At 68.9% G+C, this 24,875-nt stretch carries 20 protein-coding genes and 1 tRNA gene; 15 read left to right on the top strand and 6 right to left on the bottom strand.

The annotated features are described in order from the left end of the window. Positions 1 to 123: 123 nt before the first annotated feature. The 8 genes from BrevBR_RS10550 to BrevBR_RS10515 all read left to right on the top strand — a co-directional run bounded on the left by BrevBR_RS10550 (position 124) and on the right by BrevBR_RS10515 (position 9,442). Positions 124 to 537: a DUF2177 family protein gene (locus tag BrevBR_RS10550; protein ID WP_340000915.1), complete on the top strand. Its 414-nt coding sequence runs from the start codon at positions 124 to 126 to the stop codon at positions 535 to 537. 92 nt (positions 538 to 629) lie between these two features. Then, positions 630 to 1,514 carry an SGNH/GDSL hydrolase family protein gene (locus BrevBR_RS10545; RefSeq protein WP_340000914.1) on the top strand — a complete coding sequence of 295 codons (885 nt, stop codon included), beginning with the start codon at positions 630 to 632 and terminating at the stop codon, positions 1,512 to 1,514. A gap of 2 nt (positions 1,515 to 1,516) precedes the next feature. Then, a complete protein-coding gene (locus BrevBR_RS10540) occupies positions 1,517 to 2,803 on the top strand; it encodes a GDSL-type esterase/lipase family protein (protein WP_340000913.1) in 1,287 nt (428 codons plus the stop codon). Beyond that, complete coding sequence (locus BrevBR_RS10535; protein WP_340000912.1) at positions 2,804 to 4,204, top strand: MBOAT family O-acyltransferase; 1,401 nt, start codon at positions 2,804 to 2,806, stop codon at positions 4,202 to 4,204. It begins immediately after the preceding gene. Between the two features lie 15 nt (positions 4,205 to 4,219). After that, on the top strand, positions 4,220 to 4,744 hold the full coding sequence (locus tag BrevBR_RS10530; protein ID WP_340000911.1) for a hypothetical protein: 525 nt from the start codon (positions 4,220 to 4,222) through the stop codon (positions 4,742 to 4,744). A 44-nt stretch (positions 4,745 to 4,788) separates the two neighbouring features. Then, a complete protein-coding gene (locus BrevBR_RS10525; protein ID WP_340000910.1) occupies positions 4,789 to 6,099 on the top strand; it encodes a tyrosinase family protein in 1,311 nt (436 codons plus the stop codon). After that, the gene (locus BrevBR_RS10520) at positions 6,096 to 6,923 is read left to right on the top strand and encodes a hypothetical protein (protein ID WP_332641445.1); all 828 of its coding nucleotides are present in this window, start codon (positions 6,096 to 6,098) and stop codon (positions 6,921 to 6,923) included. Before BrevBR_RS10525 ends, BrevBR_RS10520 begins: the two co-directional genes overlap by 4 nt. Positions 6,924 to 6,991: 68 nt before the next feature. Continuing rightward, positions 6,992 to 9,442, top strand: a complete 2,451-nt coding sequence (locus BrevBR_RS10515; RefSeq protein ID WP_340000909.1) for an alpha/beta hydrolase family protein — start codon at positions 6,992 to 6,994, stop codon at positions 9,440 to 9,442. A 57-nt stretch (positions 9,443 to 9,499) separates the two neighbouring features. On the opposite strand, the gene BrevBR_RS10510 is transcribed toward BrevBR_RS10515, so the two are convergent. Next, positions 9,500 to 10,288, bottom strand: coding sequence for a hypothetical protein (locus tag BrevBR_RS10510; RefSeq protein WP_332641443.1), 789 nt, complete (start codon positions 10,286 to 10,288; stop codon positions 9,500 to 9,502). A 178-nt stretch (positions 10,289 to 10,466) separates the two neighbouring features. Between BrevBR_RS10510 and BrevBR_RS10505 the strand changes: the two genes are divergently transcribed. The 5 genes from BrevBR_RS10505 (at position 10,467) to BrevBR_RS10485 (ending at position 16,066) form a co-directional block, all read left to right on the top strand. Then, on the top strand, positions 10,467 to 11,891 hold the full coding sequence (locus tag BrevBR_RS10505; RefSeq protein WP_340000908.1) for a circularly permuted type 2 ATP-grasp protein: 1,425 nt from the start codon (positions 10,467 to 10,469) through the stop codon (positions 11,889 to 11,891). Next, entirely contained in the window at positions 11,892 to 12,824 is a 933-nt protein-coding gene (locus tag BrevBR_RS10500; protein ID WP_332641441.1) for an alpha-E domain-containing protein, read from the top strand. A gap of 2 nt (positions 12,825 to 12,826) precedes the next feature. Then, complete coding sequence (locus tag BrevBR_RS10495) at positions 12,827 to 13,654, top strand: transglutaminase family protein (protein ID WP_332641440.1); 828 nt, start codon at positions 12,827 to 12,829, stop codon at positions 13,652 to 13,654. An 81-nt stretch (positions 13,655 to 13,735) separates the two neighbouring features. Next, on the top strand, positions 13,736 to 14,497 hold the full coding sequence (locus BrevBR_RS10490) for a peptidase (RefSeq protein ID WP_340000907.1): 762 nt from the start codon (positions 13,736 to 13,738) through the stop codon (positions 14,495 to 14,497). Positions 14,498 to 14,674: 177 nt separating this feature from the next. Further along, entirely contained in the window at positions 14,675 to 16,066 is a 1,392-nt protein-coding gene (locus BrevBR_RS10485) for a glycoside hydrolase family 47 protein (protein ID WP_340000906.1), read from the top strand. Between the two features lie 3 nt (positions 16,067 to 16,069). Here BrevBR_RS10485 and BrevBR_RS10480 read toward each other — a convergent pair whose 3' ends face one another. The 4 genes from BrevBR_RS10480 to BrevBR_RS10465 form a co-directional block, all read right to left on the bottom strand. Then, positions 16,070 to 18,409 (bottom strand): GH92 family glycosyl hydrolase, encoded by a 2,340-nt coding sequence (locus BrevBR_RS10480; protein WP_340000905.1) that lies wholly within the window; start codon positions 18,407 to 18,409, stop codon positions 16,070 to 16,072. An 80-nt stretch (positions 18,410 to 18,489) separates the two neighbouring features. After that, complete coding sequence (locus tag BrevBR_RS10475) at positions 18,490 to 18,888, bottom strand: hypothetical protein (protein ID WP_332641436.1); 399 nt, start codon at positions 18,886 to 18,888, stop codon at positions 18,490 to 18,492. 11 nt (positions 18,889 to 18,899) lie between these two features. Next, a complete protein-coding gene (locus BrevBR_RS10470) occupies positions 18,900 to 20,168 on the bottom strand; it encodes a TadE/TadG family type IV pilus assembly protein (protein ID WP_340000904.1) in 1,269 nt (422 codons plus the stop codon). Then, positions 20,165 to 20,611: a response regulator gene (locus BrevBR_RS10465; protein WP_340000903.1), complete on the bottom strand. Its 447-nt coding sequence runs from the start codon at positions 20,609 to 20,611 to the stop codon at positions 20,165 to 20,167. Before BrevBR_RS10465 ends, BrevBR_RS10470 begins: the two co-directional genes overlap by 4 nt. Positions 20,612 to 20,727: 116 nt before the next feature. Between BrevBR_RS10465 and BrevBR_RS10460 the strand changes: the two genes are divergently transcribed. Beyond that, complete coding sequence (locus BrevBR_RS10460; protein ID WP_340000902.1) at positions 20,728 to 24,117, top strand: EAL domain-containing protein; 3,390 nt, start codon at positions 20,728 to 20,730, stop codon at positions 24,115 to 24,117. A 44-nt stretch (positions 24,118 to 24,161) separates the two neighbouring features. Next, entirely contained in the window at positions 24,162 to 24,545 is a 384-nt protein-coding gene (locus tag BrevBR_RS10455; RefSeq protein ID WP_332641432.1) for a response regulator, read from the top strand. Positions 24,546 to 24,581: 36 nt separating this feature from the next. On the opposite strand, the gene BrevBR_RS10450 is transcribed toward BrevBR_RS10455, so the two are convergent. After that, a tRNA-Lys gene (locus BrevBR_RS10450) sits at positions 24,582 to 24,657 on the bottom strand. Positions 24,658 to 24,875 lie beyond the last annotated feature (218 nt).

Genomic DNA, 24,875 nt, shown 5'->3' with positions numbered 1-24,875 from the left:
GATGCTCGCCGGAAGCTACGGAGCGGAGGCTCCGACGGATGCCGTACATCCGGGACGGGGGCGGCCCCGTAGCTGGAACGTTGCAGCCCGTCAGGACGAAGACCGACGCGAGGAGTTGAACCGATGATCAAATATGTGGCCGCCTATCTGGGCGCAGGCCTGACCTTCGCGGCCCTGGACGCCATCTGGCTGACGACCATGTCCAGCCGGCTGTACAAGCCGGCGCTGGGGCCGATCCTGGCGGACAGGCCGGACATGAAGGCCGCGGTTGTCTTCTATCTGGTATCGATCGCGGGGACGGTCTTCCTGGCCGTCGAACCCGCCCTGCGCGAAGGCGCGTGGCAGAGGGCGGCGCTGAACGGGGCGGTGCTGGGGTTCGTGGCCTATGCGACCTATGACCTGACCAATCAGGCGACGCTGAACGTCTGGTCGACCCGCCTGACGATCATCGACATCTGCTGGGGAACGGTCCTGACGACCGTGTCGGCGATCGGCGGATATCTGGCGGCGCGATGGGCCGAAGGGCGCTTCGGTTAACCTTTTTCTTCCCGTGACACGGGCGCGAGGTGGCGGTTCGGCCCCGATAAGGTAAAAGGCTCGGCGGAACAGGGTTCAGTCGGGGGACGGGTTTGCGGGCTGGCATAAATGCTCTGACGGCGACCTTCGTGGTCGGTGTTCTGGCCGGGCTGGTGCTGACGCCCGACGGCCGGGCGTGGCTGCGCCATCCGACCATCATGCTGGGCGACAAGGCCGCGGCCTCGGCGCCGCCCGCGCCCGCGGCGCCGGCCGCCGTTCCGGTCGCCGCCGCGCCGGCCCTGCCCGCCGTAACGCCGCTGAACGCGCGGCTGGCCCGTGGACCGCTGCGCATCGGCGTGTTCGGGGATTCGATGGCGGACGGCCTGTACGCGGGCCTGTACCGCGATCTGCAGCACACGCCGAATGTGACGGTGAGCAAATTCTCGCAGGTCTCGACGGGCCTCAGCCGCTACGACTACGTCGACATCCAGGCGAAGACGCGCGGCCAGCTGGACGAGCAGCCGGTGGATGTGGCCGTCATGCTGTTCGGCACCAATGACGCCCAGGGCATAGAGATGGACGGCCAGATCCATCCGTTCGGCTCGGACGGCTGGAAGGCCGCCTATGCGAAACGGGTCGACGATCTGGTGGCCCTGCTGCGCAGCCGCGACGTGGCCGTCTACTGGGTCGGCCTGCCGCGCATGAAACGGGCCTCGTTCGAGGCGAAGATGACGCTGATCAACGCGGTGGTCGCGGCGCGGATGCGAGCGCTGGACGTGCCCTATATCGAGACGACGGCCCTGACCTCGAACGGCGAGGGCGGATACGAGGCCTATCTGCCGACCGACACCGGCCGCCGCACCCTGATGCGGGCCAATGACGGGATCCACATGTCGATGGCCGGCTATCTGCGCATGAGCGCCCCGGTGGCGGCGCGCCTGAAGCGCGACGCCGGGCTGGACCGGCCTGCGGCTGTTCCCGCGACGCCCGCCGCCTGAGAATGAGGACCGCGGCGGCGGCCCTTTCAGCCGGAGTATGGATTGCGGTTTCGGGCGCGGCCGTCGCGCAGGAAATCCCCTACGCCGCCGTCGCCGCGCCGCCTGCGGGCGAGTCCGACTGTCCGGGCGGCCTGTGTCAGGCCGGGGCGCTGACCGGGCTGTTCGAGGCGCTGGCGGCGACCGAGGCGGGCCAGCGGACGCGGCCGGTGCATATCCTCCAGATCGGCGACAGCCACACCATCGGCGACCGGATCACCGGCAAGCTGAGGGCCGACCTTCAGGCCCGGTTCGGGGCGGCGGGGCGCGGGGTGCTGCCGCCGGGCGCGCCCTATGACAGCTATGCGCCGCTTCAGGTGCGGATGGCGGCGGCGGGCTGGTCGGCCGAAAACCCCTCGTTGCAGTCGGCGGCGGGAACGCCTTCGCCGCGGGTCGGCCTGGCCGGGATGCGGGCGACAGGCGGCGAGGGCGCCTTGATCGGGTTCGAACTCGATCCGGGGGCGGAGGCTTCCGTGGTCGGAATCTGCGGCCGGGCGCGCGGCGGCGGCGCGGGACTGTCGGTCGAGGCGGGCGGTCTGGGCCGGGGTCTGGACTTCAACGGAGCGACGCCCGATCAGGAAGTGTGCCACGAGCTGGCCCTGCCGGGGCCGACCGCCTCGGTGCGGCTGATCCCGCTGGAGCGGGGCGTGGTGATGGATTCCGTCATGCTGTCGGGCGCGAAGCCCGGCGTGATGGTGTCGAGCCTCGGCGTCATCGGGACCACGCTGCGCGATCTGGCCAGCCGGGACGAGGCGATCGCGGCGGCCGAGCTGGCCCTGTGGCGGCCCGGCCTGATCGTGCTGGCGTTCGGCACCAACGAGGGGTTCGACGACGCGCTGGACGGGCGGGCCTATGAGGCGCTGCTGCGGGACCAGATCGCGCGGATGCGGCGGCTGGCCCCGGCGGCGTCGCTGATGCTGCTGGGGGCTCCGGATGCGCTGCGCAGCGGCGAGCCGGGCGGATGCAGCGCCGACGGCCGGCGCAGGCCGCCGCCGTCGCTGGCGGTGGTGCGGGACGTGCAACGACGGGTCGCCGCCGACATGGGTGTGGCGTTCTGGGACTGGCAAGGACGGATGGGCGGGGCGTGTTCGGCGGATCGGCTGGCCTTGAGGGACGCGCCCCTGATGCGCGGCGACCGGGTGCATTTCACCAGCGAGGGCGCGGACTGGATCGGCGGGGTGCTGAGCCGGGATCTGCTGGCGGCCTATGACGGCTGGAAGGCCGCGCGCGTCGCCGCAGGGGGGCCGAACTAGATGCTGTTCCCGACCCTGGCCTTCGGCGTCTTCTTCCTGTTCGTCTATTTCACCGCCTGGTCGCTGGATCGCGAGAACGGGCGGCGGAAGCTGTTCCTGCTGCTGGCCAGCTGGTTCTTCTACGCCCAGTGGGACTGGCGGTTCGTCGGCCTGCTGATCGCGTCGGCGGTGCTGAACTGGGGCGTCGGGGCGCTGATCGCGCGGCAGCCGGGGGCGAGGAAGGCGTGGCTGGTCGGCCTGGGGGTCGCGGTCAATCTGCTGATCCTGGGCTTCTTCAAATACTACGGCTTCTTCATCGAGCAAGCGGGCGACCTGCTGATGCGGTTCGGCTGGGAGCGGGACCTGCCGCTGCTGCAGATCGTGCTGCCGGTGGGGATCAGCTTCTTCACCTTCCAGGGCATTTCGTACGTCGTGGACGTGCATCGCGGGAAGACGCCGGCGGCGAAGAGCCTGCTGGACGTCATGCTGCTGATGAGCTTCTTCCCGCATCTGGTGGCGGGGCCGATCGTGCGGGCCTCGGACCTGCTGCCGCAGTTCGACCGGACGCCGCGGCTGACGCGGGAGATGGCCACGCACGGCCTGCTGCTGATCGTCTGGGGCCTGTTCAAGAAGACGGTGATCGCGTCCGAGATTTCGGTGAACCTGGTCGATCCGGTGTTCTTCGATCCGTCGGCCTACGGGGCCATCGACATCGCGGCGGCGGTCTATGGCTATGCGGTCCAGATCTATTGCGACTTCTCGGCCTATTCCGACATGGCGATCGGGATCGCGGCCCTGCTGGGCTATTCCTTCCCGCGCAATTTCGACCAGCCGTATCGCGCCAGTTCGATGCAGAGCTTCTGGCGGCGGTGGCATATCAGCCTGTCCAGCTGGCTGCGGGACTACCTCTATGTGCCGCTGGGGGGCGGGCGGAAGGGGCTGGTCTCGAGCTGCATCAATGTGTTCATCACCATGGTGCTGGGCGGGCTGTGGCACGGGGCGGCGTGGACCTTCCTGGCCTGGGGCGCGCTGCACGGCGGGGTGCAGGTGATCGAGCGGCTGTTCCGGGCCGGGTTCGGCGATCGCAAGGTCATTCCGACGGTGGTGGGGGTGCTGGTCACCTTCCACATCGTCTGCCTGGGCTGGATCCTGTTCCGGGCGGAGAGTTTCGACATGGCCATGGCCATGTTGCAGGGGCTTGGGCGGATCGGGCCGGTGGTCGCGCTGACGCCGCTGTTGCTGACGCTGATCGCCGGCGGGCTGGCCATGCACTGGCTGCCGCCGCGGGCCGTCGAGGGCCTGGCCGAGCGGCTGAAGACGGCGCCGTCGATCACCCTGGGGCTGCTGATCGGCGCGGCCTTCCTGCTGATCGAGGCGGTGCGGCCCGAGGGCGTGGCCCCCTTCATCTATTTCCAGTTCTGAGGCGTTGGACCCACAATGACCGACGACACGACAGGCAAGGACGGCGAAACGCCGGAGATCCCGCTGGAGCCGTTTCCGGTTCACCGGCCGGAGTCGCCGTTCCCGCCGCTGTACGAAAGCCTGCCCCCGCCGCCTGAGGATCCGCCCAGCGACTGGATCGAGGCCGCCGACGCCCACGACCTGCCGACGCGCGAGAATGCGCTGGCGGCGCTGGGCCGGTTCGCCTTTCCCCCCGCACCGCCGCTGGACGACGAGGGCGTCGCCGCCCGCGACCGGCGCTGGACCAGCCGGACGATCTTCACGGTCGCCGCCTTCCTGATGGTGTTCAACGCCGTCTCGCCGCTGAACTGGTCGCGGCAGCAGGCGCCGGGATGGGTGCAGGGCACGGTGGAGCAGCTGTCCGAGGTCTGGGTGGCCCAGCTGGCGGTATTCGGGGTCGACATGCCGCGTCAGGGCCTGCGCGAGATGTGGACGGCGGCGCGGCAGACGCGGTTCATCGGCCAGGCGCCGGCGCGCGACGCGGGGTCGACACCGGGCTGAGATTGGTGAACCTTCGCCGTCGGGGAAGACGTGCGGGGGCATGGGTGAAAATCGACAGACGCCAGGCGCTGACGGGCGCCGCCATGCTTGGCCTCGGCTCGATCCCGGGCGCCGGGCCGGCGCTTGGCCAGACGCCGCGGGTACGCCGGGGCGCGAGGACCCTGTCCGCGACCAGCGACGACGTCGTGGCCTTCGGCGAGGGACTGGCGCTGATGAAGCGTCGGCGGGACGACCGGTCCTGGACCCGCCAGAACCAGATTCATTCCCGCAACGGCCAGCACAACAACGGCCTGTTCCTGCCCTGGCATCGGCTGCAGCTGCTGCATCTGGAGCGGATCATCGCGGGGCTGACGGGCCACGCCCGTTTCGCCATGCCCTATTGGGACGCGCAGGAGCACCGGACCCTGCCATCGTGGATCACGGACGAGGACGCCCTGCTGTACGAGCGGCAGCGGGCGCGCGGCGTCGACACGCTGGATTTCAACGCCGCCCGCTGGGCCCGGTCGCCCTATATGGCGCGGCTGACCTCGGACGGTTTCGAGACCTTCGCCGGCAAGCTGCCGGCCGGGGCGGGAATGGTCGAGGGCTATGGCCACAACTACATCCACGAGCTGGTCGGCGGGCTGATGAAGCGGCTGACCACCGCGGCGACCGATCCGATCTTCTGGCTGCACCACTGCAACGTCGACCGGGTCTGGGCGACATGGCACGCGCGTCAGGCGGCGAACGTCTATCCGGCTGACTGGACGGCGCGGACGCTGAACGGCTTCGTCGGCGGGCAGGGAGAGGATACGGGGGACTGGGCGGTAGCCAGCGTGCTCGAGACGCGGCCGCTCGGCTACGGCTATGACAGTCTTTATCCGTTCCCGGTCTTCAATGTGCCGGAGATGGGGCCTCCCGGGGCGACGCGGCGCGTGCCGCTGGGCGGCGTCACCTGGCCGATGCGGGCCGAGGGCGGCCTGTCCGTGACCCTGCCGGCCGAGGCCGTGGCGCGGATGCGGGCGGCCGACGATACGCTGATGATCGCGGGCGCGGGCTCGGTGGCTTTCGCCGCCAACGAAGGGCTGCTGGACCGGTCGATCGAGATCCGGATGAGCTGCGGCGGACGGCGGATATCGCTGGGTTCGTCGCCGACCTTCCTGCACCTGCGGGAAGGCGACCCCGCCCATCACGCGGGCGACTACATCATGCCGTTCCGCTTCGGCGAGGAGGTGCTGAATATGATCGGCGAGGGGGACGCGCCCGTGACGGTCGCCGTCGAGGCCGAGGATCTGGCGCCGGAGGCGGGACGGCCGCCCGCGCAGGCCGTGGCGCTGGAACTGTCGTTGACCCTGACCGAGAGCCGCTGGGCATGAAACGTTTGAAGATCGTTCTGGTGCTGGCGCTGACGGCGCTGTGCGTTCCGATGGCCGGCTGTTCGGTGTTTCAGGATCAGGTCCCGCCGCCGGTGATGGCGCCGCCGCCGCCGCCGCCTCCGCCTCCGCCGCCGCCGCCTCCACCACCTCCGCCTCCGCCCGCCGCGCCGCCGCCGGCGGAAGCGGACCTTTGGCCGGACGGCCGGGCGCCGATGTGTTTCGAGGCTCCGGCCCCCGAGGACGCCTGGGCGCGCGAGAAGGTGATGGACGCCGCTGCCGCATGGGAGGCGGTGGCCCGGGTGGAGTTCGACATACTGGCGGCCTGTCCGGCGCCGGGTTCAGGGCCGCGCCGGATTCCCATACGGATCGAGCACGATCCCGAACTGTTCGCCTCGTCCAGCCATCTGGGGGTCAATCTGGTGAGGGGCGGGACGATCGTCCTGAACGCCGACTATCTGGTCACCAACCGCATCTGCGGACGGCGGGGGACGATCGGGCGGGAGGGCTGTTTCTACGCCGACGCCCTGCACGAGCTGGGACACGCCCTCGGGTTTTCGCATGACCACGTCAGCCCGCGCGCGCCGGACTGCGTCGCCCGCCAGAGCACGCCCGAGGCCGAGAATACGGACGAGACGTATTACGACCCGGATTCGATCATGAACTACTGCAACGCCGACCGCTGGAAGGGGCGCCTCAGCCCGGCCGACATCTGTTCGGTCAGCGCCGCCTATGGCGGGCCGCACGGAGATCGGCCCAGCCGGGCCAGCTGCTATGCGATGACCGGCGCGACGATGCGCGGGCGCGAGGCCGGCCGGCGGCCTTGACCCCTGTTCCGTTCGCACCCTAGCGTGCGGCGCCCCGGGAGAGGGCGGACGGTTTCGGGGAATATTTCATGCGTCGTCATCTGCTGGCCCGGGCCCTGCCCGCCTTCGTCCTGCTGGCCGCCGTGGCCGGTCCCGCCCTGGCGCAGGACGGTCTGACCTATCAGCAGCCGCCGGCGCCGATCGCGCAGATCCTCGACACCAGGCCCACGCCGACCCCCAGCCTGTCACCCGACGACCGGACTCTTGCCCTCTATGACCGGGCCAATCTGCCGCCGATCGCCGAACTGGCCGAGCCGATGCTGCGGCTGGCGGGATACCGGATCAATCCGCGCAACAACGGACCGGCCAACAGCCGGGTGACGTGGCTGACGGGGCTGACCCTGCAGCCGATCGCGGGCGGGGCCGCGCGCACGGTCGAACTACCGGCCGGGGCCCGGTTCCTGTCGCCCAGCTGGTCGCCGGACAGCCGGTCGCTGGCCCTGCTGATGGACGCGCCCACGGGGCTGGAGCTGTGGACCGTCGACGTGGCCAGCGGTCAGGCGCGCAAGCTGACGGACGCGAGGGTCAACGCCGCGGGCGGCGGGGCCTTCGACTGGCTGCCGGACAGCTCGGGTCTGCTGGTGCGGATGACGCCCGAGGGCCGCGGCCCGGCGCCGGACGTGACGCGCCCGCCGGCCGGTCCGACGGTGGCCGAGAGCATGGGCCGGGCGGCGCCCGCGCGGACCTATCAGGATCTGCTGTCCAACGCCGGGGATGAGGCGCTCTTCGACCACTATTTCACCTCGCAGCTGACGCTGGTTCCGCTGAACGGAGCGGCCCGGACGCTGGGCGCGCCCGCCGTCTATCTGGGCGCCAGCGTGTCTCCGGACGGCCGCCATGTGCTGCAGACGACGGCCAGGCGGCCCTACAGCTATGTGGTGCCGGCGGGACTGTTCCCGGCGGAGGTCGCGGTCACCGACATGAACGGCCGGTTGGTTCACCGCGTGGCCGACCTGCCGCTGAGGGACAACATCCCCACGCCGTTCGACGCCGTGGCGCCCGGCCCGCGCGCGGTCCAGTGGCGCTCTGATGCGCCTGCGACCCTGGTCTGGACCGAGGCCCAGGACGGCGGCGATCCGCGCACCGCCGCCGAGGTGCGCGATCGCGTCTTCACCCTGGCCGCGCCGTTCAGCGGTGCGCCGGTTCCGTTGATCGACCTGAAGGAGCGCTACGCCGGGGTGACCTGGGGTGACGCGGACACCGCACTCGTCACCAGCCGCTGGTTCAACAACCGGCATGAGACCCGGTATGTCGTCGATCCGACGAGCCCCGGATCGGGCCGCGTCCTGCTGGAGCGCAACTATCAGGACCGGTACAACAATCCCGGCTCTCCCGTGACCGAACCGAACGCCGAGGGGTTCCCGGTGATCCGGTTCGCGGCGGACGGCCGGGTGTTGATGACGGGACCCGGGGCGACGCGCGAAGGCGAGTATCCGTTTCTGGCCGCCATGGATCTGGCCGACGGCCGGTCCGAACGTCTGTGGACCTCGGCCAGCGGCGACTATGAGAGCGTCGTCGGCTTCCTCGACGAGGAGGGCCGCCGGGTGGTGACCCGGCGCGAGACGCGCAACGATCCGCCCAATCTGTTCGTCCGCGACCTGACCGCAGGCGATCCGACCGCCCTGACCAGCTTCCCCGACCCGGCGCCGCAGCTGGCGGGCGTCAGCAAACAGACGATCAGCTATACGCGCGCCGACGGCGTGGCCCTGTCCGGGACGCTGTACCTGCCCGCGGGCTACGACAAGGATCGCGACGGTCCGCTGCCCTTGGTCATGTGGGCCTATCCGGCCGAGTTCACCGACGCCGCTGTCGCCGGTCAGGTGGTCGACACCGCCAACCGCTTCACGCGGCCGGGCGGCATCAGCCATCTGTTTCTGCTGACCCAGGGCTATGCGGTGCTGGACGATCCCTCCATGCCGATCGTCGGCGTCAACGGGGCAGAACCGAACGACACCTATATCGAACAGCTGAAGGCCAGCGCCGAGGCGGCGGTCGAGGCGGTCGTCGGCATGGGCGTGGCGGACCGGGACCGGATCGCCGTGGGCGGGCACAGCTACGGCGCCTTCATGACCGCCAACCTGCTGGCTCACACGGACCTGTTCCGCACCGGCATCGCCCGGTCGGGCGCCTATAACCGGACCCTGACGCCGTTCGGCTTCCAGGCCGAGCAGCGCACCTACTGGGAGGCGACGGAGACCTATACGGAGATGTCGCCCTTCACCTACGCCAACCGGGTCAATGAGCCGATCCTGCTGATCCACGGCGAGGCGGACGACAATTCGGGCACCTTCCCGATCCAGTCCGAGCGGTTCTATGCGGCGCTGAAGGGGCAGGGGGCGACGGTGCGCTATGTCGTCCTGCCGCTGGAGGCCCACGGCTATCGCGCCCGGGAATCCGTGGGCCACACCCTGTGGGAGATGACCCGCTGGCTGGACCAGTATGTGAAGAACGCGGGCCCGCGGGCGACCGGAGCTCGGTAGCCGACAAAAAAGGGCCCGGTGGAAGCCGGGCCCTTTCGTCACGCGAGATCGGCGCGGTCAGCGCTTCTTCGCGTCCTGTGTGCCGACGCCGCCGTCGGACACGTCGCCGACGATCGGATTTTCCGCGGGCGTTCTGTGCTCGCCAGACGCTTCCGAGCGAGGTCGCGTCTGGCGCCAACTGTCGAAGTCGGACGAGAATTTCTGACGCCGTTCGTTGCGCCAGTCCGTATAATCCTTGTCGAAGGCCGACAGCTGCTGCTCGCGCCAGTGCAGATAGTCCGGCTCGAAGTCGTGATGCTGATGGCTCTGGCCGCCCATGCCGCGGCCCGAGCCTTCCCAGATCTGGCCGCCGGGGGCGTAGCCATGCTGGCTGTAGCCCTGATCCTGCTGACCCCGGGCGCCGCCGTAGGGCTGGCCGTAGTTCGAGCCGCCCATGCTGGAACCGCCGAACTGGCCGCCCTGGCTGTAGCCGGGATCGTAGCCGCCGCGGGCGAAGCCGTGCTGGCCGCGACCGTAGTCCTGCTGGCTGCTCTGGCCGTACATCGACCCGCCGCCATAGGTCTGGTCATACCCGCCTTGCGATCCGCCGGAGCGGTCGCCCGTCCAGCCGGTGGACATGCCTTCGCCATAGCGGCTCTGCTGGTCTCGGCCATAGCCCATGCCGCGCGAGCCGGCATATGAACGGTCCATCTGGCCCTGATTGCGGTAAGCGTCCGCGGTGCGCCCGCCATCGCCTTCCGACCAGGAGACGCGTTCGTCGGCCCGGCGGTCGCCGGCTTCCCAGCGGCCGTCGTCCTGACTGCGGCCGAAGTCGTCCTGCGGCCGGTGTTTTTGATGGTCTTGCATCGGTTTCCTTCCTTCCAGACGTTGGGACACCTGAAAACCGGACAGGCGTCCGGGACGTTCCGGCCATCACGAGGACCTGACAGCCTTGGCCGTTTGAACCTTTGCCGCGTCGCAACATTCCTGTTGCTTCAGCGACGCTTGTGGGGCCACGCTGAAATCTGGAAGCAGCGGGAGCGGCATGGCCTTCGACGAGATGTCAGGTGGGACACCCGGGTACGGGGGGGATGTCCGCGACAGCTACCGCGGGCTGGCCCGCTGGCTGGCCGACGCTCCCGAGGGTCTGCTGCAGGCGCGGTCGCGGCAGGCCGAGCTGTTCTTCCGCCGCATGGGCATCACCTTCGCCGTCTATGGCGATGCGGAATCCAGCGAGCGGCTGATCCCGTTCGACGTGGTGCCGCGCATCATCGGCGCGTCGGAATGGGCCGGTCTGGAAGCCGGTCTGGTCCAGCGGGTGACGGCGATGAACCTGTTCCTGGCCGACGTCTACGGGCCGCAGGAGTGTCTGAAGGCCGGCGTCCTGCCGCCCGAGCTGGTGCTGACCAATCCCCACTATGTGCCCGAGATGCAGGGGCGCCGGCCGCCGCGCGGGGTGTGGGTGCATATCGCCGGCGTCGATCTGGTGCGGACGGGCGAGGACGGCTTCTACGTGCTGGAGGACAATTGCCGCACGCCGTCCGGGGTCTCCTACATGCTGGAGAACCGCGAGATGATGATGCGGCTGTTCCCCGACCTGTTCGCCGACTATCCGGTGCGGCCGGTCGAGACCTATACCGACATGCTGCTGGCGTCGCTCAGGGCCTGTGCGCCCGAGGCGGCCGGGGCGGACCCGACCATCGTGGTGCTCACGCCCGGGCCGTTCAACTCGGCCTATTACGAACACAGCTTCCTGGCCGACAAGCTGGGGGTCGATCTGGTCGAGGGGCGCGACCTGTTCGTCGACGACGGCAAGGTCTTCATGCGCACGACCCAGGGGCGGCAGCAGGTCGACGTCGTCTATCGCCGCATCGACGACGACTTTCTCGATCCCCTGACCTTCCGGCCGGACTCGGCCCTGGGCGTGCCCGGGCTGATGACCGCCTATCAGGAGGGGACGGTGACCCTGGCCAACGCCGTCGGAACGGGCGTGGCCGATGACAAGGCGGTCTACACCTACATCCCGGAGATCATCCGCTTCTTCACCGGCGAGGAGCCGATCCTGAAGAATGTGCCGACCTGGCGCTGCCGCGAGCCGGAGGCGCTGAAGGAGGTGCTGTCCAAACTGGACCAGCTGGTGGTCAAGGAGGTCGGCGGCTCGGGCGGCTACGGCATGCTGGTGGGACCGGCGGCGTCGAAGAGCGAGATCGAGGCCTTCCGCAAGAAGCTGATCAACGATCCCGACGACTTCATCGCCCAGCCGACCCTGGCCCTGTCGACCGCGCCGACGCTGGACAAGGGCGAGCTGCACGCGCGGCACGTGGATCTGCGGCCGTTCGTGCTGTCGTCGCCGCAGGGGGTGAAGGTGGCGCCGGGCGGGCTGACGCGGGTGGCGCTGAAGCCGGGATCGCTGGTGGTCAACTCCAGCCAGGGCGGCGGGACCAAGGACACCTGGGTGCTGGATGTTTGAATGCTGAGCCGCACCGCAGACAGCCTGTACTGGACCGGCCGCTACATCGAGCGGGCGGACTTTCTCGCCCGGATCCTGGAGGCCACGCTGAGGCTGGCCGCCATCCCGACGCGAGGCGACGGCGACGCCGAGACGGTTTGGGCCAGCGCGCTGGCGTCGGCGGGCGCGCCGCGGGCGCTGGGCCGGTCGCCGACAGAGAAGTCGGTGCGCGAGTATCTGGCCTTTGCACCGGACAATTCCTCGTCGATCACCGCCTGCATCACCCGGGCGCGGACCAATGCGCGGTCGGTGCGCACGGCCCTGACGGTCGAGTTGTGGGAGGCGATCAACGGGGCCTGGAACGGTCTGGAGGAACAGGGCCAGCCGACCCGCCGCGACGAGTTCGCGCGGTTTCTGGAGTGGGTGAAGACCGTCACCCTGTCGGTCGAGGGCGCGACCAGCCGGACCATGCTGAGGAACGACGGCTACTATTTCCTGCGCCTTGGCGCGGCGATCGAGCGGGCCGACAACACCGCCCGGCTGCTGGACGTGAAATATCATCTGCTGCTGCCCGAGGGCGAGCGGGTGGGCGGGCAGCTGGACTATTTCCAGTGGACCACCCTGCTGCGCGAGGTGTCGGCGCTGACGGCCTATCGCTGGGTCTACCGGGACTCGGTCAAGCCGTGGCTGGTGGCCGATCTGCTGGTGCTGAACCGGCAGATGCCGCGGTCCCTCGCCAGCTGTCAGGCGTCGATCGTGCGGTATCTGGAGCGGCTGGCCAGCGACTATGGGCGGCGCGGTCCGGCGCAGCGGCTGGCGGCGGAGCGGATGCGGGCGTTCGACAATTCCCGCATGGACGACATCTTCCAGTCGGGCCTGCACGAATACATCCAGGCCTTCCTTGGCGAGAACGGCCGTCTGGGACAGGCCATCCACGAACAGTATCTGAGTTAGCCGTGCGCATCCGTATCGATCACGCGACCACCTACGCCTACGACCGGGCGGCGCGGTTCATCATCCAGACGCTGCGGCTGTCGCCCCGATCGTCCGAGGCGCAGCAGGTGCGCCACTGGCGGGTCGAGACCGATGTCGACGCGCGCCTGCGCAAGTCCGAGGACGCGTTCGGCAACATCGTCCATACGCTCTACACCGAGCAGCCGACCCAGAGCCTGACGGTGCGGGTGTCGGGCGAGGTGGTGACCAGCGAGACCGCAGGGGTGGTGCCGCGCGATCAGGAGACGCTGTCGCCTCTGGTGTTCCTGCGCGACACGGCGCTGACCCGCCGGGACAAGTTGGTCTCGGTCTTCGCATCCGAGTTTTCGGCCCATCCGCCGCTGGAGCGCCTGCACCGGCTGATGGCGGGCATCCACGGCTCGGTGGCGTTCGAGGTGGGGGTGACGACGCCGACGCATACGGCGGCCGAGGTCCTGGCCCTGGGCCGGGGCGTCTGTCAGGACCACGCCCATGTCTTCATCGCCTGCTGTCGTCAGATGGGCGTGCCCGCGCGCTATGTTTCGGGCCATCTGCTGCGCCGGGACGGGGCGGACGATCAGGAGGCGGGACACGCCTGGGCCGAGGCCTGGATCGAGGATCTGGGCTGGGTCGGCTTTGATGCGGCCAACGGCATCTGCGCCACCGAACGTTATGTGCGGGTCGCGACCGGCCTCGACTATCTCGGCGCGGCTCCGGTGCGTGGAACCAGCTACGGCGGGGGCGGCGAGCGGCTGGCGGTGCGGCTGAACGTGCGTGATGCGGACATGCAACAGAGCCAGCAACAGGCGTAGACCGGGCGCGGATGCGGGCGCCGCCGCCGCGCGAATCTGATACCGTCGGCTCATGATGGCCGTACGGGGATGGCGCGCCGCATGACCTATTGCGTGGGCATGCTGGTCGAGGAGGGTCTGGCGATGATCGCCGACACCCGCACCAACGCGGGCGTCGACAGCATCTCGACCTATCGCAAGCTGCACGTCGTCGATCGGCCGGGCGAGCGGGTGCTGGGCATCTGCACCGCCGGCAATCTGTCGGTGACCCAGACGGCCCTGGCCATGGCGAAAGAGGGCGTCCATCTGAACGTCGGCGATGAGCCCGAGACGCTGGAGACGGCGCCGACCCTGTTCCGCTGCGCCCAGGTTCTGGGCCACGCCCTGCGTAGCGTGCGGCTGTCGATCGCGCCGGCGCTGGAGGCCGACAGCCTGAACACCTCGGCCTCGATGCTGCTGGGCGGCCAGATCAAGGGCGGCGAGATGGCGCTGTTCCTGATCTACAGCCAGGGCAATTTCATCGAGTGCGGGCGGGACACGCCCTATCTCCAGATCGGCGAGGCCAAATACGGCAAGCCCATTCTGGAGAGCGGCCTGGCCTTCGACAGTCCATTGCCGGAAGCGGTCAAGTTGGGGCTGATCTCATTCTCGACCACCATGCGGTCCAATGTCGGGGTCGGGGCGCCGTTTGATCTGATCACCCTGCGGCGCGGCTTCCTGAGCGGCGACCAGCGCCGGATCGAGGAGGACGACCCCTATTTCGCCGACCTGCACGAACGCTGGACCCGCGCCCAGACGACCGCGCGGCGATCGATGCCCGAGCCGCCATGGATGAACGGGCCGCGGCTGGCGGTGAGTTCGTAACCCTCTATCCGCTCATCCCGGCGAAAGCCGGGACCCAGTCCTGTCCAGCTTGACGCCGGCGCCCGGGGACTGGCGGGCTAAAACAACTGGACCCGCTGCAACACCCAAAGCACTGGGTCCCGGCTTTCGCCGGGATGAGCGGAGTTGTGTGATCGGCGCTCCGGTTTAGGGTGAGGCATGACCCTGTCGAACCTGAACCGCCGCCACGCCCTGTCCCTGATGGGCGGAACCGCCGCCGCCGGACTGACCGGCCTGCCAGCGCTCGCGCAGGCCGAGGACTGGGCCGCGCTCGGCGCAGACGTGAAGGCCGAGTTCAAATGGGCCTGGGACCACTATGTCGCCCGCGCCTGGGGCAAGGACGAGATCAATCCGGTCTCGGGAACCAGCCAGTCCTTCTTCATCGACGGCCACGACCTGGGCCTGTCGCTGGTCGAGGCGCTGGACACCCTGTGGATCATGGAGCTGGACGAGGAGTTCCAGGCCGGGGTCGACTGGGTCAAGGCCAGGCTGGACTTCGACATCGACGGCTTCGCCCAGGTGTTCGAGACCAACATCCGGCTGGTCGGCGGCCTGCTGTCGGCCCATCTGGCCAGCGGCGATCCGGTGCTGCTTGAGAAGGCGAAGGACGTGGCGGACCGGCTGATGAAGGCGTTCGACGCCTCGCCGCACGGCCTGCCGTACCGCTATGTGAACCTGAAGACGGGGGCGGTGCGCGACCCCATGACCAACCTCGCCGAGATCGGCACCTATGCGACCGAGTTCGGCCTGCTGGGCCGGCTGACGGGCGAGCCGAAATACTATGCGGCGGCGAAACGGGCGATGAAGCATGCGCTCGACATGCGGTCGGACAAGGGGCTGATGGCGGCCAACATCCACGCCGAAACGGGCCAGTTCACCAGCCGCAACGCCTCGATCGATGTCTATGCGGACAGCTTCTACGAATATCTGTGGGACAGCTGGGAGATGTTCGGCGACGCCGACATGAAGCGCTGGGCCGAGGAATGCACGGGCGCGATGATCGCCCATCAGGGCCGGCGCTATGAGGGCCGGCTGTGGTTCCCGATGGTCGACTATGAGACCGCCGAGGTGACGGGCACGTCGCAGACGGTGCTGGGCGGCTATCTGGCCGGGCTGCTGGGCCAGGTCGGCCGCAAGGCCGAGGGCGACGACTTCCTGGCCAGCTATACGGACATGCAGGCGCGCTACACCATCATTCCGGAATCGATCGAGGTGACCACGGGGACGGCGCGCGGCAAGCGCACCGGCCTGCGGCCCGAGTTCGCCGACGCCTGCCTGAACCTGTGGCTGGGCGACCGGGACGAGCGGTACCGGGCGCTGACGGCGGTTCACTACCGGGCGATGAAGGAGACGTCGAAGGCGGCCTACGGCTACACCTCGCTGGCCGACATCACGACCCGGCCGATGACCCAGGGCGACAACTGCCCGGGCTACTGGTGGTCCGAGCAGATGAAATACTACTTCCTCATGTTCGCCGAGCCGAAGCGGGTGGACCTGGGCAAGCTCGTGCTGAGCACGGAGGCGAATGTGCTGAGGGGGTTTGTGAGGTGAACGCTAGTACGCCGTCATCGAATACGGCCGCGCCTCCGCGCCCACGCCCCAGGTCATGTTCGGCCCCGCGCCCATGACGAAGCGCAGTTCCCCGCCGGCCATGATCTCGTCATGCCCGATCCAGGTCCGCAACAGCGGCTGACCGTTCAGGGTGACCGACTGGATGTAGGGGTGGTCGTCGGCGAGGCCGTCGGTGACGATGGCGAAGCGCTTGTCGCCGGGCAGGGTCAGGACCGTGCGATCGGTGAACGGCCGTCCGATGACGTACTGGTTCGAGCCCGGCGTGACCGGGTAGAAGCCCATGGCCGTGAACATCAGCCAGGCCGACATCTGGCCGACGTCGTCATTGCCGGCGAGGCCGTCGGGGCGGGCGTGGTACTGGCTTTCGACGATCTGCTTCAGCCGCGCCTGCGTCCGCCAGGGGGCGCCGGCGTGGACATAGGCGTAGGCCGAGTGGTGGCTGGGCTCGTTGCCGTGGATGTACTGGCCGATCAGGCCGGCGATGTCCTCGGCGTGGGAGTAGTCCAGACCGGTGTTGTCGTAGTCGAACATGGCGTCGAGTTTGGCCACCGCCGCCGCGTCGCCGCCCATGGCGCCGATCAGGCCCGCCATGTCCTGCGGGACGAACCACGAATACTGCCAGGCGTTGCCCTCGGTGTAGTCGCTTCCGTAGTTGATGGCGGTCGGGTCGAAGGGCGTGCGGTAGCTGCCATCGGCCAGACGGGCGCGGACGAAGCCGGTGTCTCGATCGAAGGTGTTGCGCCAGTTACCGGCGCGGCGGTCGAATTGGGCGGCGACGTCTGACCGGCCCAGCCGTTCGGCCATGCGGGCGATGGTCCAGTCGTCATAGGCGTATTCGACGGTCTTTGACGCGGCCTCGGGCTCGCGGTCGATGGGGACGTAGCCGAGGTCCATATAGTCGCCCAGCCCTCCATAGGGACGGTAGGTGGCGCTGGCCGTCATGGCGTTCAGGGCCGCGGCGCCGTCGATGCCGGGGACGCCTTTCAGATACGCGTCCGCGATGACCGGGACGGCGTGATAGCCGATCATGGTCCAGGTCTCCTGACCGTGGAACGACCAGACCGGCAGGATGCCGTAGGGGCTGACCTGCTGCGCCGCGATCAGGGAATTGACGATGTCGGTGTTGCGTTCCGGCGGGGCGACGAGGGTCAGCAGCGGATGCTCGGCGCGGAAGGTGTCCCACAGCGAGAACGTCGAGTGGACGGTGAAGTCGGACTGATGGACCTGCTGGTCCGGCCCCCGCCAGCGGCCGTCGGCGTCGCCGTGGACCGAGGGCGCGATCAGGGCGTGGTAGAGGGCGGTGTAGAGGGTGGTCCGCATCTCGGGCGCGGCCTCGATCTGGACGACGTTCAGCGCCTGTTCCCATTGGGCGCGGGTGGCGGCGCGGACGCCGTCGAAGTCGAAATCGCCGCCCTCGGAGTCCAGATTGCGGACGGCCCCGGCCTCGTCGACCGAGGAGACGGCGACCTTGACCAGCAGCGGCCCGGCGATCTCGCCGAAGTCGAAGGCGGCCTGAAGCTGGCGGCCCTGGACCTGGTCGCGGTCGGCGGGGGTGCGGCCCGGTTGGCGGAAGCCGTTGTAGGGGATGGCCTCGTCCCGGTCCTTCAGCTCATGGCCGACCATGGGGCGAGAGAACCGCATGGCGAAATAGATCTGGCGGGCCGGGGCCCAGCCGCGCGTCTCGCGGAAGCCGGTGACCGTGCCGTCGGGATGCAGGCGGATGCGCGACCACAGCACCTTGCCCGGGTAGTCGTAGATGGAGCTGCGGAAGTCGAGCAGGACCCGGGCCGGAGCGCGGCGCGGGAAGCTGTAGCGATGCAGGCCGACGCGGACGCCGGCGGTCAGTTCGGCGCGCACGGCCGAGTCGGTCAGGCTGACGGCGTAATAGCCGGGCTCGGCGGTTTCGGACGCCTTGCTGTAGCGCGAGCGGTAGCCCGAGCCGGGCTGGTCGGCCGCGCCGGGGTCCCATTTGATCTCACCCGAGATCGGGGTGATCAGGACGTCGCCGAGATCGGAATGGCCGGTGCCCGAGAAATGGGTGTGCGAGAAGCCCATGATGGTCGGATCGTCGAAGCGATAGCCCGAGGCCCAGTCATAGGACTGGCGGAACGGCCGGTAGTCGGTGTCGGGGCTGAGCTGAACCATGCCGAACGGGGCGACGGCGCCGGGGAAGGTGTGGCCCTTGCCGGAGGTGCCGATAAAGGGATCGACGGCCTCGAACGGGGTGGGGAGGGGGGGCGGAGCCTCCTGCGCGGTGGCGCAACCCGCCAGCGCCAAGGCCAGAACCGCCGCCACGAATGTCCCTTGGCCGATACGCCGCATGAAATGCCCCTCCGCGAAGTAGAGGGGAGCCTATGCAGGATGCAGGGGAGAGGGAAGGACGATGGCGGCCGGCGGCGAACCTAATCGCGTCGATCCCCCGTGCGGCGGTCTTCCCCGCGCATCCCGCCGTTCGCCATCATCAGTTCGAGGCGGATCTCGACCAGTCTGAGTTCGATCGAACCGAGCGCCAGGAGGAGGGCCGAGGTCATCAGGGCCGCCACTTCGAAGCCGATGACGGCGAGGGCGATGGACAGGTCCAGCATCTGGGCGCCGAGGAGGGTCAGCCCCAGTGCGGCGACGCTGAAGACCACGCCGAACGCGCCCACGGCCTTGAGAAGCGACTGCCGGGGCGCCTTCTCATTGATGCGGCTGCCGGGCTTCCGTCGATCGCGGCCGCGGCGGTCGCCGGGACTCCGGCGTCGGTCGTCGGGCAGTTCGCCATCGATGCGGCTGGCAATACTCTCTGCTTCAACAGACATGGTCTTCCTCGCTATTCGATAAGTCGTGCTCCGCCAGTTCTCGGTCCCACGCCGTCCGGCACCGGAACGTTGGTGGAATTGTAGTTCGCGTTGATGAACAGGGAGGGGGAACCGTTCAGTTTCAGGGCCTTGGCCACGATCACGGTCCAGGCGCTGTCGCGGGCGACGTTGGCGTTGCCCTGGACGATCAACTGGGCGGCGGGTACGTAGATGACGCCCAGCAGGCTCTCGACGTTGTCGCTGGAGATGAGGAAGTCCTGCGGGTTGTCGCGGGTGGCGGCCATGACGATGCCCGCGTAGAGCCCGCTGGTCCGCCCGGACAGGCGGACGAGCGACGTATCGATGAATTCGAACTTGGAGGCCTTGTCGAAGAACAGCACGACGTCGTCGCCTTCCAGGCGGGCGGCTTCCCTGATGATCAGGTGACCGCCAAGGAACCAGTGCTCGCCGGGTTCGAGGATGAGGGTGCTGGTTCCCGCGGCCTCAAGGCCTCCGCAATGGACGCCGGGCTGAAGCCGCGTCACCCCGGCCGTGAGTTTGAGCGGTTCCAGGACCGCGCGGATCGGACAGTCGAGGCCCCTGTTCCGCTCGAGGTCCAGATCGCTGAAGGGGTCGTCGACGCGCGCCGCGCCGGACCCCGGCTCGGGGCTGATCGAACCCTCGGCGGAGGTGACGGCCTGCACCGCGGCGGCCGTTATCGATCCGCCCTCCACCAGGATGTCCCGATTGGAATGCACCATACAGGCCGGCGCGGAGACCTTGCCGTCGTCCCTGACGTGCAGGACCTTCGTCTGGGAGCCCCCGGTCACGAGGACGCAGAGAGGAACCAGGCCCAGGGATGTGGCCGTCGCGTCGCCGGAAAAATTCCAGCCGCCCGGAGGCAGCATATTGGCGAAGAACGAGGGCCGGTGTCCCCTGAGCACGACATGGATCGCCCGCTGGCCGCCCTGATCTACAATCTCGTATGTGGCGTCGAAGCTCGGCGCCTCGGCCCATTCGCTCATCGCGCCGGCGACGAACGAGGCGGCCCGCTCCCTGGCCGCGGCGCCGTCGGTGGCGAGGGCGAGCGCGGGCGCTCCGGCCAGGGCGCCGGCGTCGGCGATGCTCTGCAGGCGCGTCTGGGCGGTGTGAACGGCGAACAGGTCGATCGCGCCGACGCCGAGCAGGATGACGGTGGGGCCGATCAGGGCGAAGCCAAGGGCGATATTGCCGCGCGTATCGAGGCCCAGGCGGCGCAGGCGCGTCCCCAACCCCCTCAAAATGCGCCTGAGGGTCGTCACGCCGCCTGATCCTGGCCGGTTTCGCGGCCGGCGATTTTCCGTTCGGCTCTCGAAGCGCGAAGGACGTAGAGCATCTGATAGGCGAGCAGCCGCCAGTTCAGCGGCTTAGTCACGAAGGACGTCGCGCCCAGCCGAAAGGCGCGGTCGATGGCCGCGACGTCTTCGCGGCCGGTCTGGACGATTACGGCGAGGTCCCGCGTGCGCGGATTGGCCCGGATGGCGGCGAGGGTGTCGAACCCGTCCAGAACGGGCATTTCCAGATCGAGCAGGACGATGTCGTAGTGTTCGCCCAGGCGCTCCAGAGCTTCCGCACCGTTTTCCGCGACGTCGATACTGGCCATGGGAGAGGCGAGATTCACCTGGGCGAACTCCCGCAAGATGGGATCGTCGTCCACGAACAGGATACGCGCGCTCTCATCGAGCACATAGAAAAACTCGCCCACTTCGTTCCCTCCGCGGGGTCTTTGACCCCGCAGCATAGTCCCCACAATGCAAGCTTAAGGGACGAGTCATTAAGCGTCTGTATCCTGATGCAAATCGGTCATCCGGGCGGTCGAACTTGCTAAGTCGGAAACTGTACACAAGCGGATCGATCCGTCGAAAGCTGATCTGGCTCGTCCTGTCTTCTCTGCTGACGACCTGCATCGTCACGGCAACGCTTGCCGTGTGGGTCGACGCCAGGGACCAATCCAGACTCGAGACCCAGCGGCTCACGCAAACAGCGCGGGTCATTGCTTCGCTGGCCGCCGACCCCGTGCGATCGGGCGATTCCGCGGGCACATTCGCGGCGATCCGCTCGATCAGCCAGATGCCCGACATCACCTATGCCCGCATCACCGGGCCGGGCGGCCGCCTGCTCGCCGAGACGGGTGGGGGCGTCCGCCTGACCTCGGACGCCACGGTCGGACAGGCCGGCGGCTCGTCGTTCTGGTCGGTGCTGCGCAGCGGGACGCTGCAGACGACCGTGCCCGTGGTGAGCCAGGGCTCCCGGGTGGGAGAACTCACGCTCGTGGGCCAGACCCCCGGCCTCAAGTCGCGCATCCTCGCGGCGGTCCTGACGGGTCTGGCAGGCGCCGGCGTGGCCCTGCTGGCCGGATTGCTGATCGCGCTGCGACTGGCGCGCCGGATCAGCACGCCCATCGTTCAGCTGGCCGCCTTCACCAATGAAGTCCGGCAGTCCGGCGACTTCGCCCGGTCGCCGGAGATCGCGGCCGACGGCGAGGTGGGCGAATTGGTGTCCGGCGTCCGCTCCATGATGGCCGACATCCGGGTCCGGGACGACAGGATTGCGGCCCATGTCGCGGGCCTCGAACAGGAGGTTTCGGCGCGGACCGCCGAGCTTCGGGTGGCCAAGGAGGTCGCCGAGGCGGCGACGGCGGCCAAGTCCGACTTTCTGGCGGTCATGAGCCACGAAATCCGGACGCCGATGAACGGCATCCTCGCCCTGAGCGAACTGCTCTCGGGCTCCGAGCTCGCGCCGCGTCAACGGCGCTACGCCGACGTCATCGCCAAGTCGGGCCGGTCGTTGCTGGCGATCATCAATGACATCCTCGACTTCTCGAAGGTCGAGGCCGGCAAGCTCGATCTGGAACATGTCGAGTTTGATCTGACCGAGGCCGCGGAAGACGTGGCCGGGCTGTTCACGGAACGGGCGCGCGAGAAGGGCCTTGATCTGGCCGTCTACGTTGATCCCGCCTTGCCGCGTGTCTGCGGAGATCCGACGCGGCTGCGGCAAATCCTCGGCAACCTGACCAACAATGCGATCAAATTCACCGATAGCGGCGGCGTTCTGATCAGCATCGAGGCCGACGCGGGCCGGCCGGAAGCCTATGTCCTGTCCGTCACCGACACCGGTCCCGGGATACCGGAAGACAAGCTGCCAGGTCTGTTCCAGGCCTTTTCCCAAGCGGACCAGAGCACCACCCGGAAACATGGCGGCACGGGTCTGGGACTGACCATCTGCGACCGGCTGGTCCACGCCATGGACGGCGAATGGCGGCTGGAGAGCCGGATCGGCGAGGGCTCGGTCTTCGCCTTCGCGGTCTCCCTGCCGACCGCCCCGGGCAGCGTTGGAGCCGCGCCGCCGACGGCGCGGCTGTCAGCCTCGGTCGAGGGCGTCGGCCCGATGTCCGACCGCGCGCTGCGACGCTATCTGGCCGCCTTCGGCGTTGACGCCGTCGCGGACGAGGCGTCGGGGGATGTCGCCTTCCGCGCCCCGGGTCGTGCGGCCGTGGCCGTGCCCACCGTTCTGATCGCGTCGGGAGACGCCGAGGTCCCGGCGGGATCGTGCGTCCTGCAGACGCCGCTCCGCCGCACCGAACTGGAAGAGATCGCGCGGCAGCTGCATTCCGGCGAGCCGCTGGTCGTGCCGGAGAGCCGGACGGGCGAATTCATGTCGGTCAGCTTCCCCGGAGCCCGGGTGCTGGTGGTCGACGATTCCGAGGTCAACCGCGAGGTCGCCGGCGAGGCGCTGGCCAGGCTGGGCGCGACCGTCACCCTGGCGGAGGACGGCCTTCAGGCCGTCGAGCGTCTGCGGACCGACCGTTTCGACCTGGTTCTGATGGATGGCTCGATGCCCAATCTCGACGGGTTCGAGGCGACCGAGATCATCCGGGCCGAAGAGGCGGCGCAGGACCGCCCGAGAGCGACCATTCTGGCCCTGACCGCCCATGTCGTGGGGTCCGCCGCAGACGCATGGCAGGCCGCCGGCATGGACGGGGTCATCTACAAGCCCTTCACGATGAGCGATCTCGCGGATGCGCTCGGCCTCCACTGCGCCAGACTGATGCAACGCGAACATGCCGCGCGCTCCCCGGAGGCGGCGCCGGCGACGGAAACGGGTCTGTTCGATCCTGTGGTCCAGGCCGAGCTGGAGGCCATGGCCCGCAACGGCCGGCCGGATTTCGTCGCCAAGGTGGAAGGCCTCTATGCGGCCAATTCGCCCCTGCGTCTGGCCGATCTTCGGCGGGCCGTATCGACCGGGACCGCCGACGAGGCCGCCCGGGCCGCCCACGCCCTGAAATCGATGAGCCTGAGTCTGGGCGCGTCGGCGGTCGCAAGGGCGGCGGCCGACGCCGAGAGTGCGGCGCGGGCGGGCAATGGCGCTCCGATTGATGTCGAGGGCCTGGCGCGACTGCTGGAGCAGACCTTGTCCGGCCTGGGCCATCGCGCCGGCGCGACCCCGGAGGTCGGTTCGAAGACCCGGACCGTCGCGGAGGACCTCGACGAAGCGATCGAACGCGGGGATCTCAGGCTGGTCTATCAGCCCATGATGGACCGGAACGGCGTCTTCGCCGGCAAGGTCGAGGCCCTCGTCCGCTGGACCTGCCCCGAGCGCGGCGAGCGCAGCCCGGATGAGTTCGTTCCGGCGCTGGAAGCCGCCGGGGCGGTGGCCCGCCTGACCGACTTCGTTCTTGACCGGGCCATGCAGGAGGGCGCCGGGCGGGAAGATCTGCGGATTTCGATCAACGCCTCGGCGGACGAGTTTCAGCGCGACGATTTCGCCGACCGGGTCGCCGGCGCGGCCGCCCGCACCGGCTATCCGGTCGATCGGGTCGAGATCGAGGTCACCGAGACCGCCATCCTCGACATCGAACGCGCACGGCCGACGCTCGAACGGCTGGAGGCGATGGGGGTGGGGGTGGCGCTGGACGACTTCGGCTCCGGCTACACCAGTCTTGAGGCGCTGAGGCGGCTTCGCTTCGCGACGCTGAAGATAGACCGCAGCTTCGTGATGCGCTGCTGCGACGACACGGCCTCGGCCGCCATCATCCACGCCGTGATCGGCGTCGGTCGCGCCCTGGGCATGAAGATCGTCTGCGAGGGCGTGGAAACCGAGGACCAGTTCCGGTTCCTGCGGACCGCCGGCGTTCATTACATCCAGGGATATTTCTATAGCCGGCCCTGCGACTTCGCCGATCTCCCCGGCGACGCCAGGGCCGCCGCGTGAAACCCGTCCCGGCTTTCAGCGCTATCCAGTGACGGAGTCCCCTCATGGCCAATATTCTCGTCGTCGATGACGACCCAACCGTTCGGATGATCGCCAGCGAGATCCTGACCAGGGCCGGCCATGAGGTCTCCGAGGCCGCCGACGGCGATGAGGCCCTGAAACAGGTGGGCGAAATCCCCTTCGACCTGGTCGTTCTGGACATGCTGATGCCGAACAAGGACGGGCTGGAGACCATCGCCGAGCTGCGCGGCCGTCGCCCGCCGATGCGGATTCTCGCGATCTCGTCGGGCGGCCGGATGGATGCGGGTCAGCTGTTGCGGATGGCGCTGGTTTTCGGGGCCGACGAGACCATGGCCAAGCCCCTGCGCAGCGACGCCCTCACCGAAGCCGTCTCGCGCCTGCTGGCGATGCCGAAATCCGAAGCCTGAGCCCGCCGGGGACTACATGGGGGGCGGGAAGGACGATGGTGGGTGATGTAGGGTTCGAACCTACGACCCGCTGATTAAGAGTCAGCTGCTCTACCAACTGAGCTAATCACCCGGACCATTCGTCGGGCAGAACCACGCGAGGCTCGTGCCGATCCCGCTGCGCCGGTCAGGGACCGGGCGCGGCGAGGGGGCGGACATAGAGGCAATGTCCCACGCGTGCAAGGGGATTTGCGCCCGTCCGCCGGTTTGCCGCAGGGCGCGATCATCGGGGCGGCCCGCCTCCATTGCAGGAAGCGAGACGGGCGCAAGCCCTCCGGATTCTGGGCATTC

Source organism: Brevundimonas sp. BR2-1 (genome assembly GCF_037626195.1).
Classification (GTDB): domain Bacteria; phylum Pseudomonadota; class Alphaproteobacteria; order Caulobacterales; family Caulobacteraceae; genus Brevundimonas.
The sequence above is the reverse complement of the archived record's forward strand: the minus strand, read 5'-3'. Positions and strand labels throughout refer to the sequence as shown.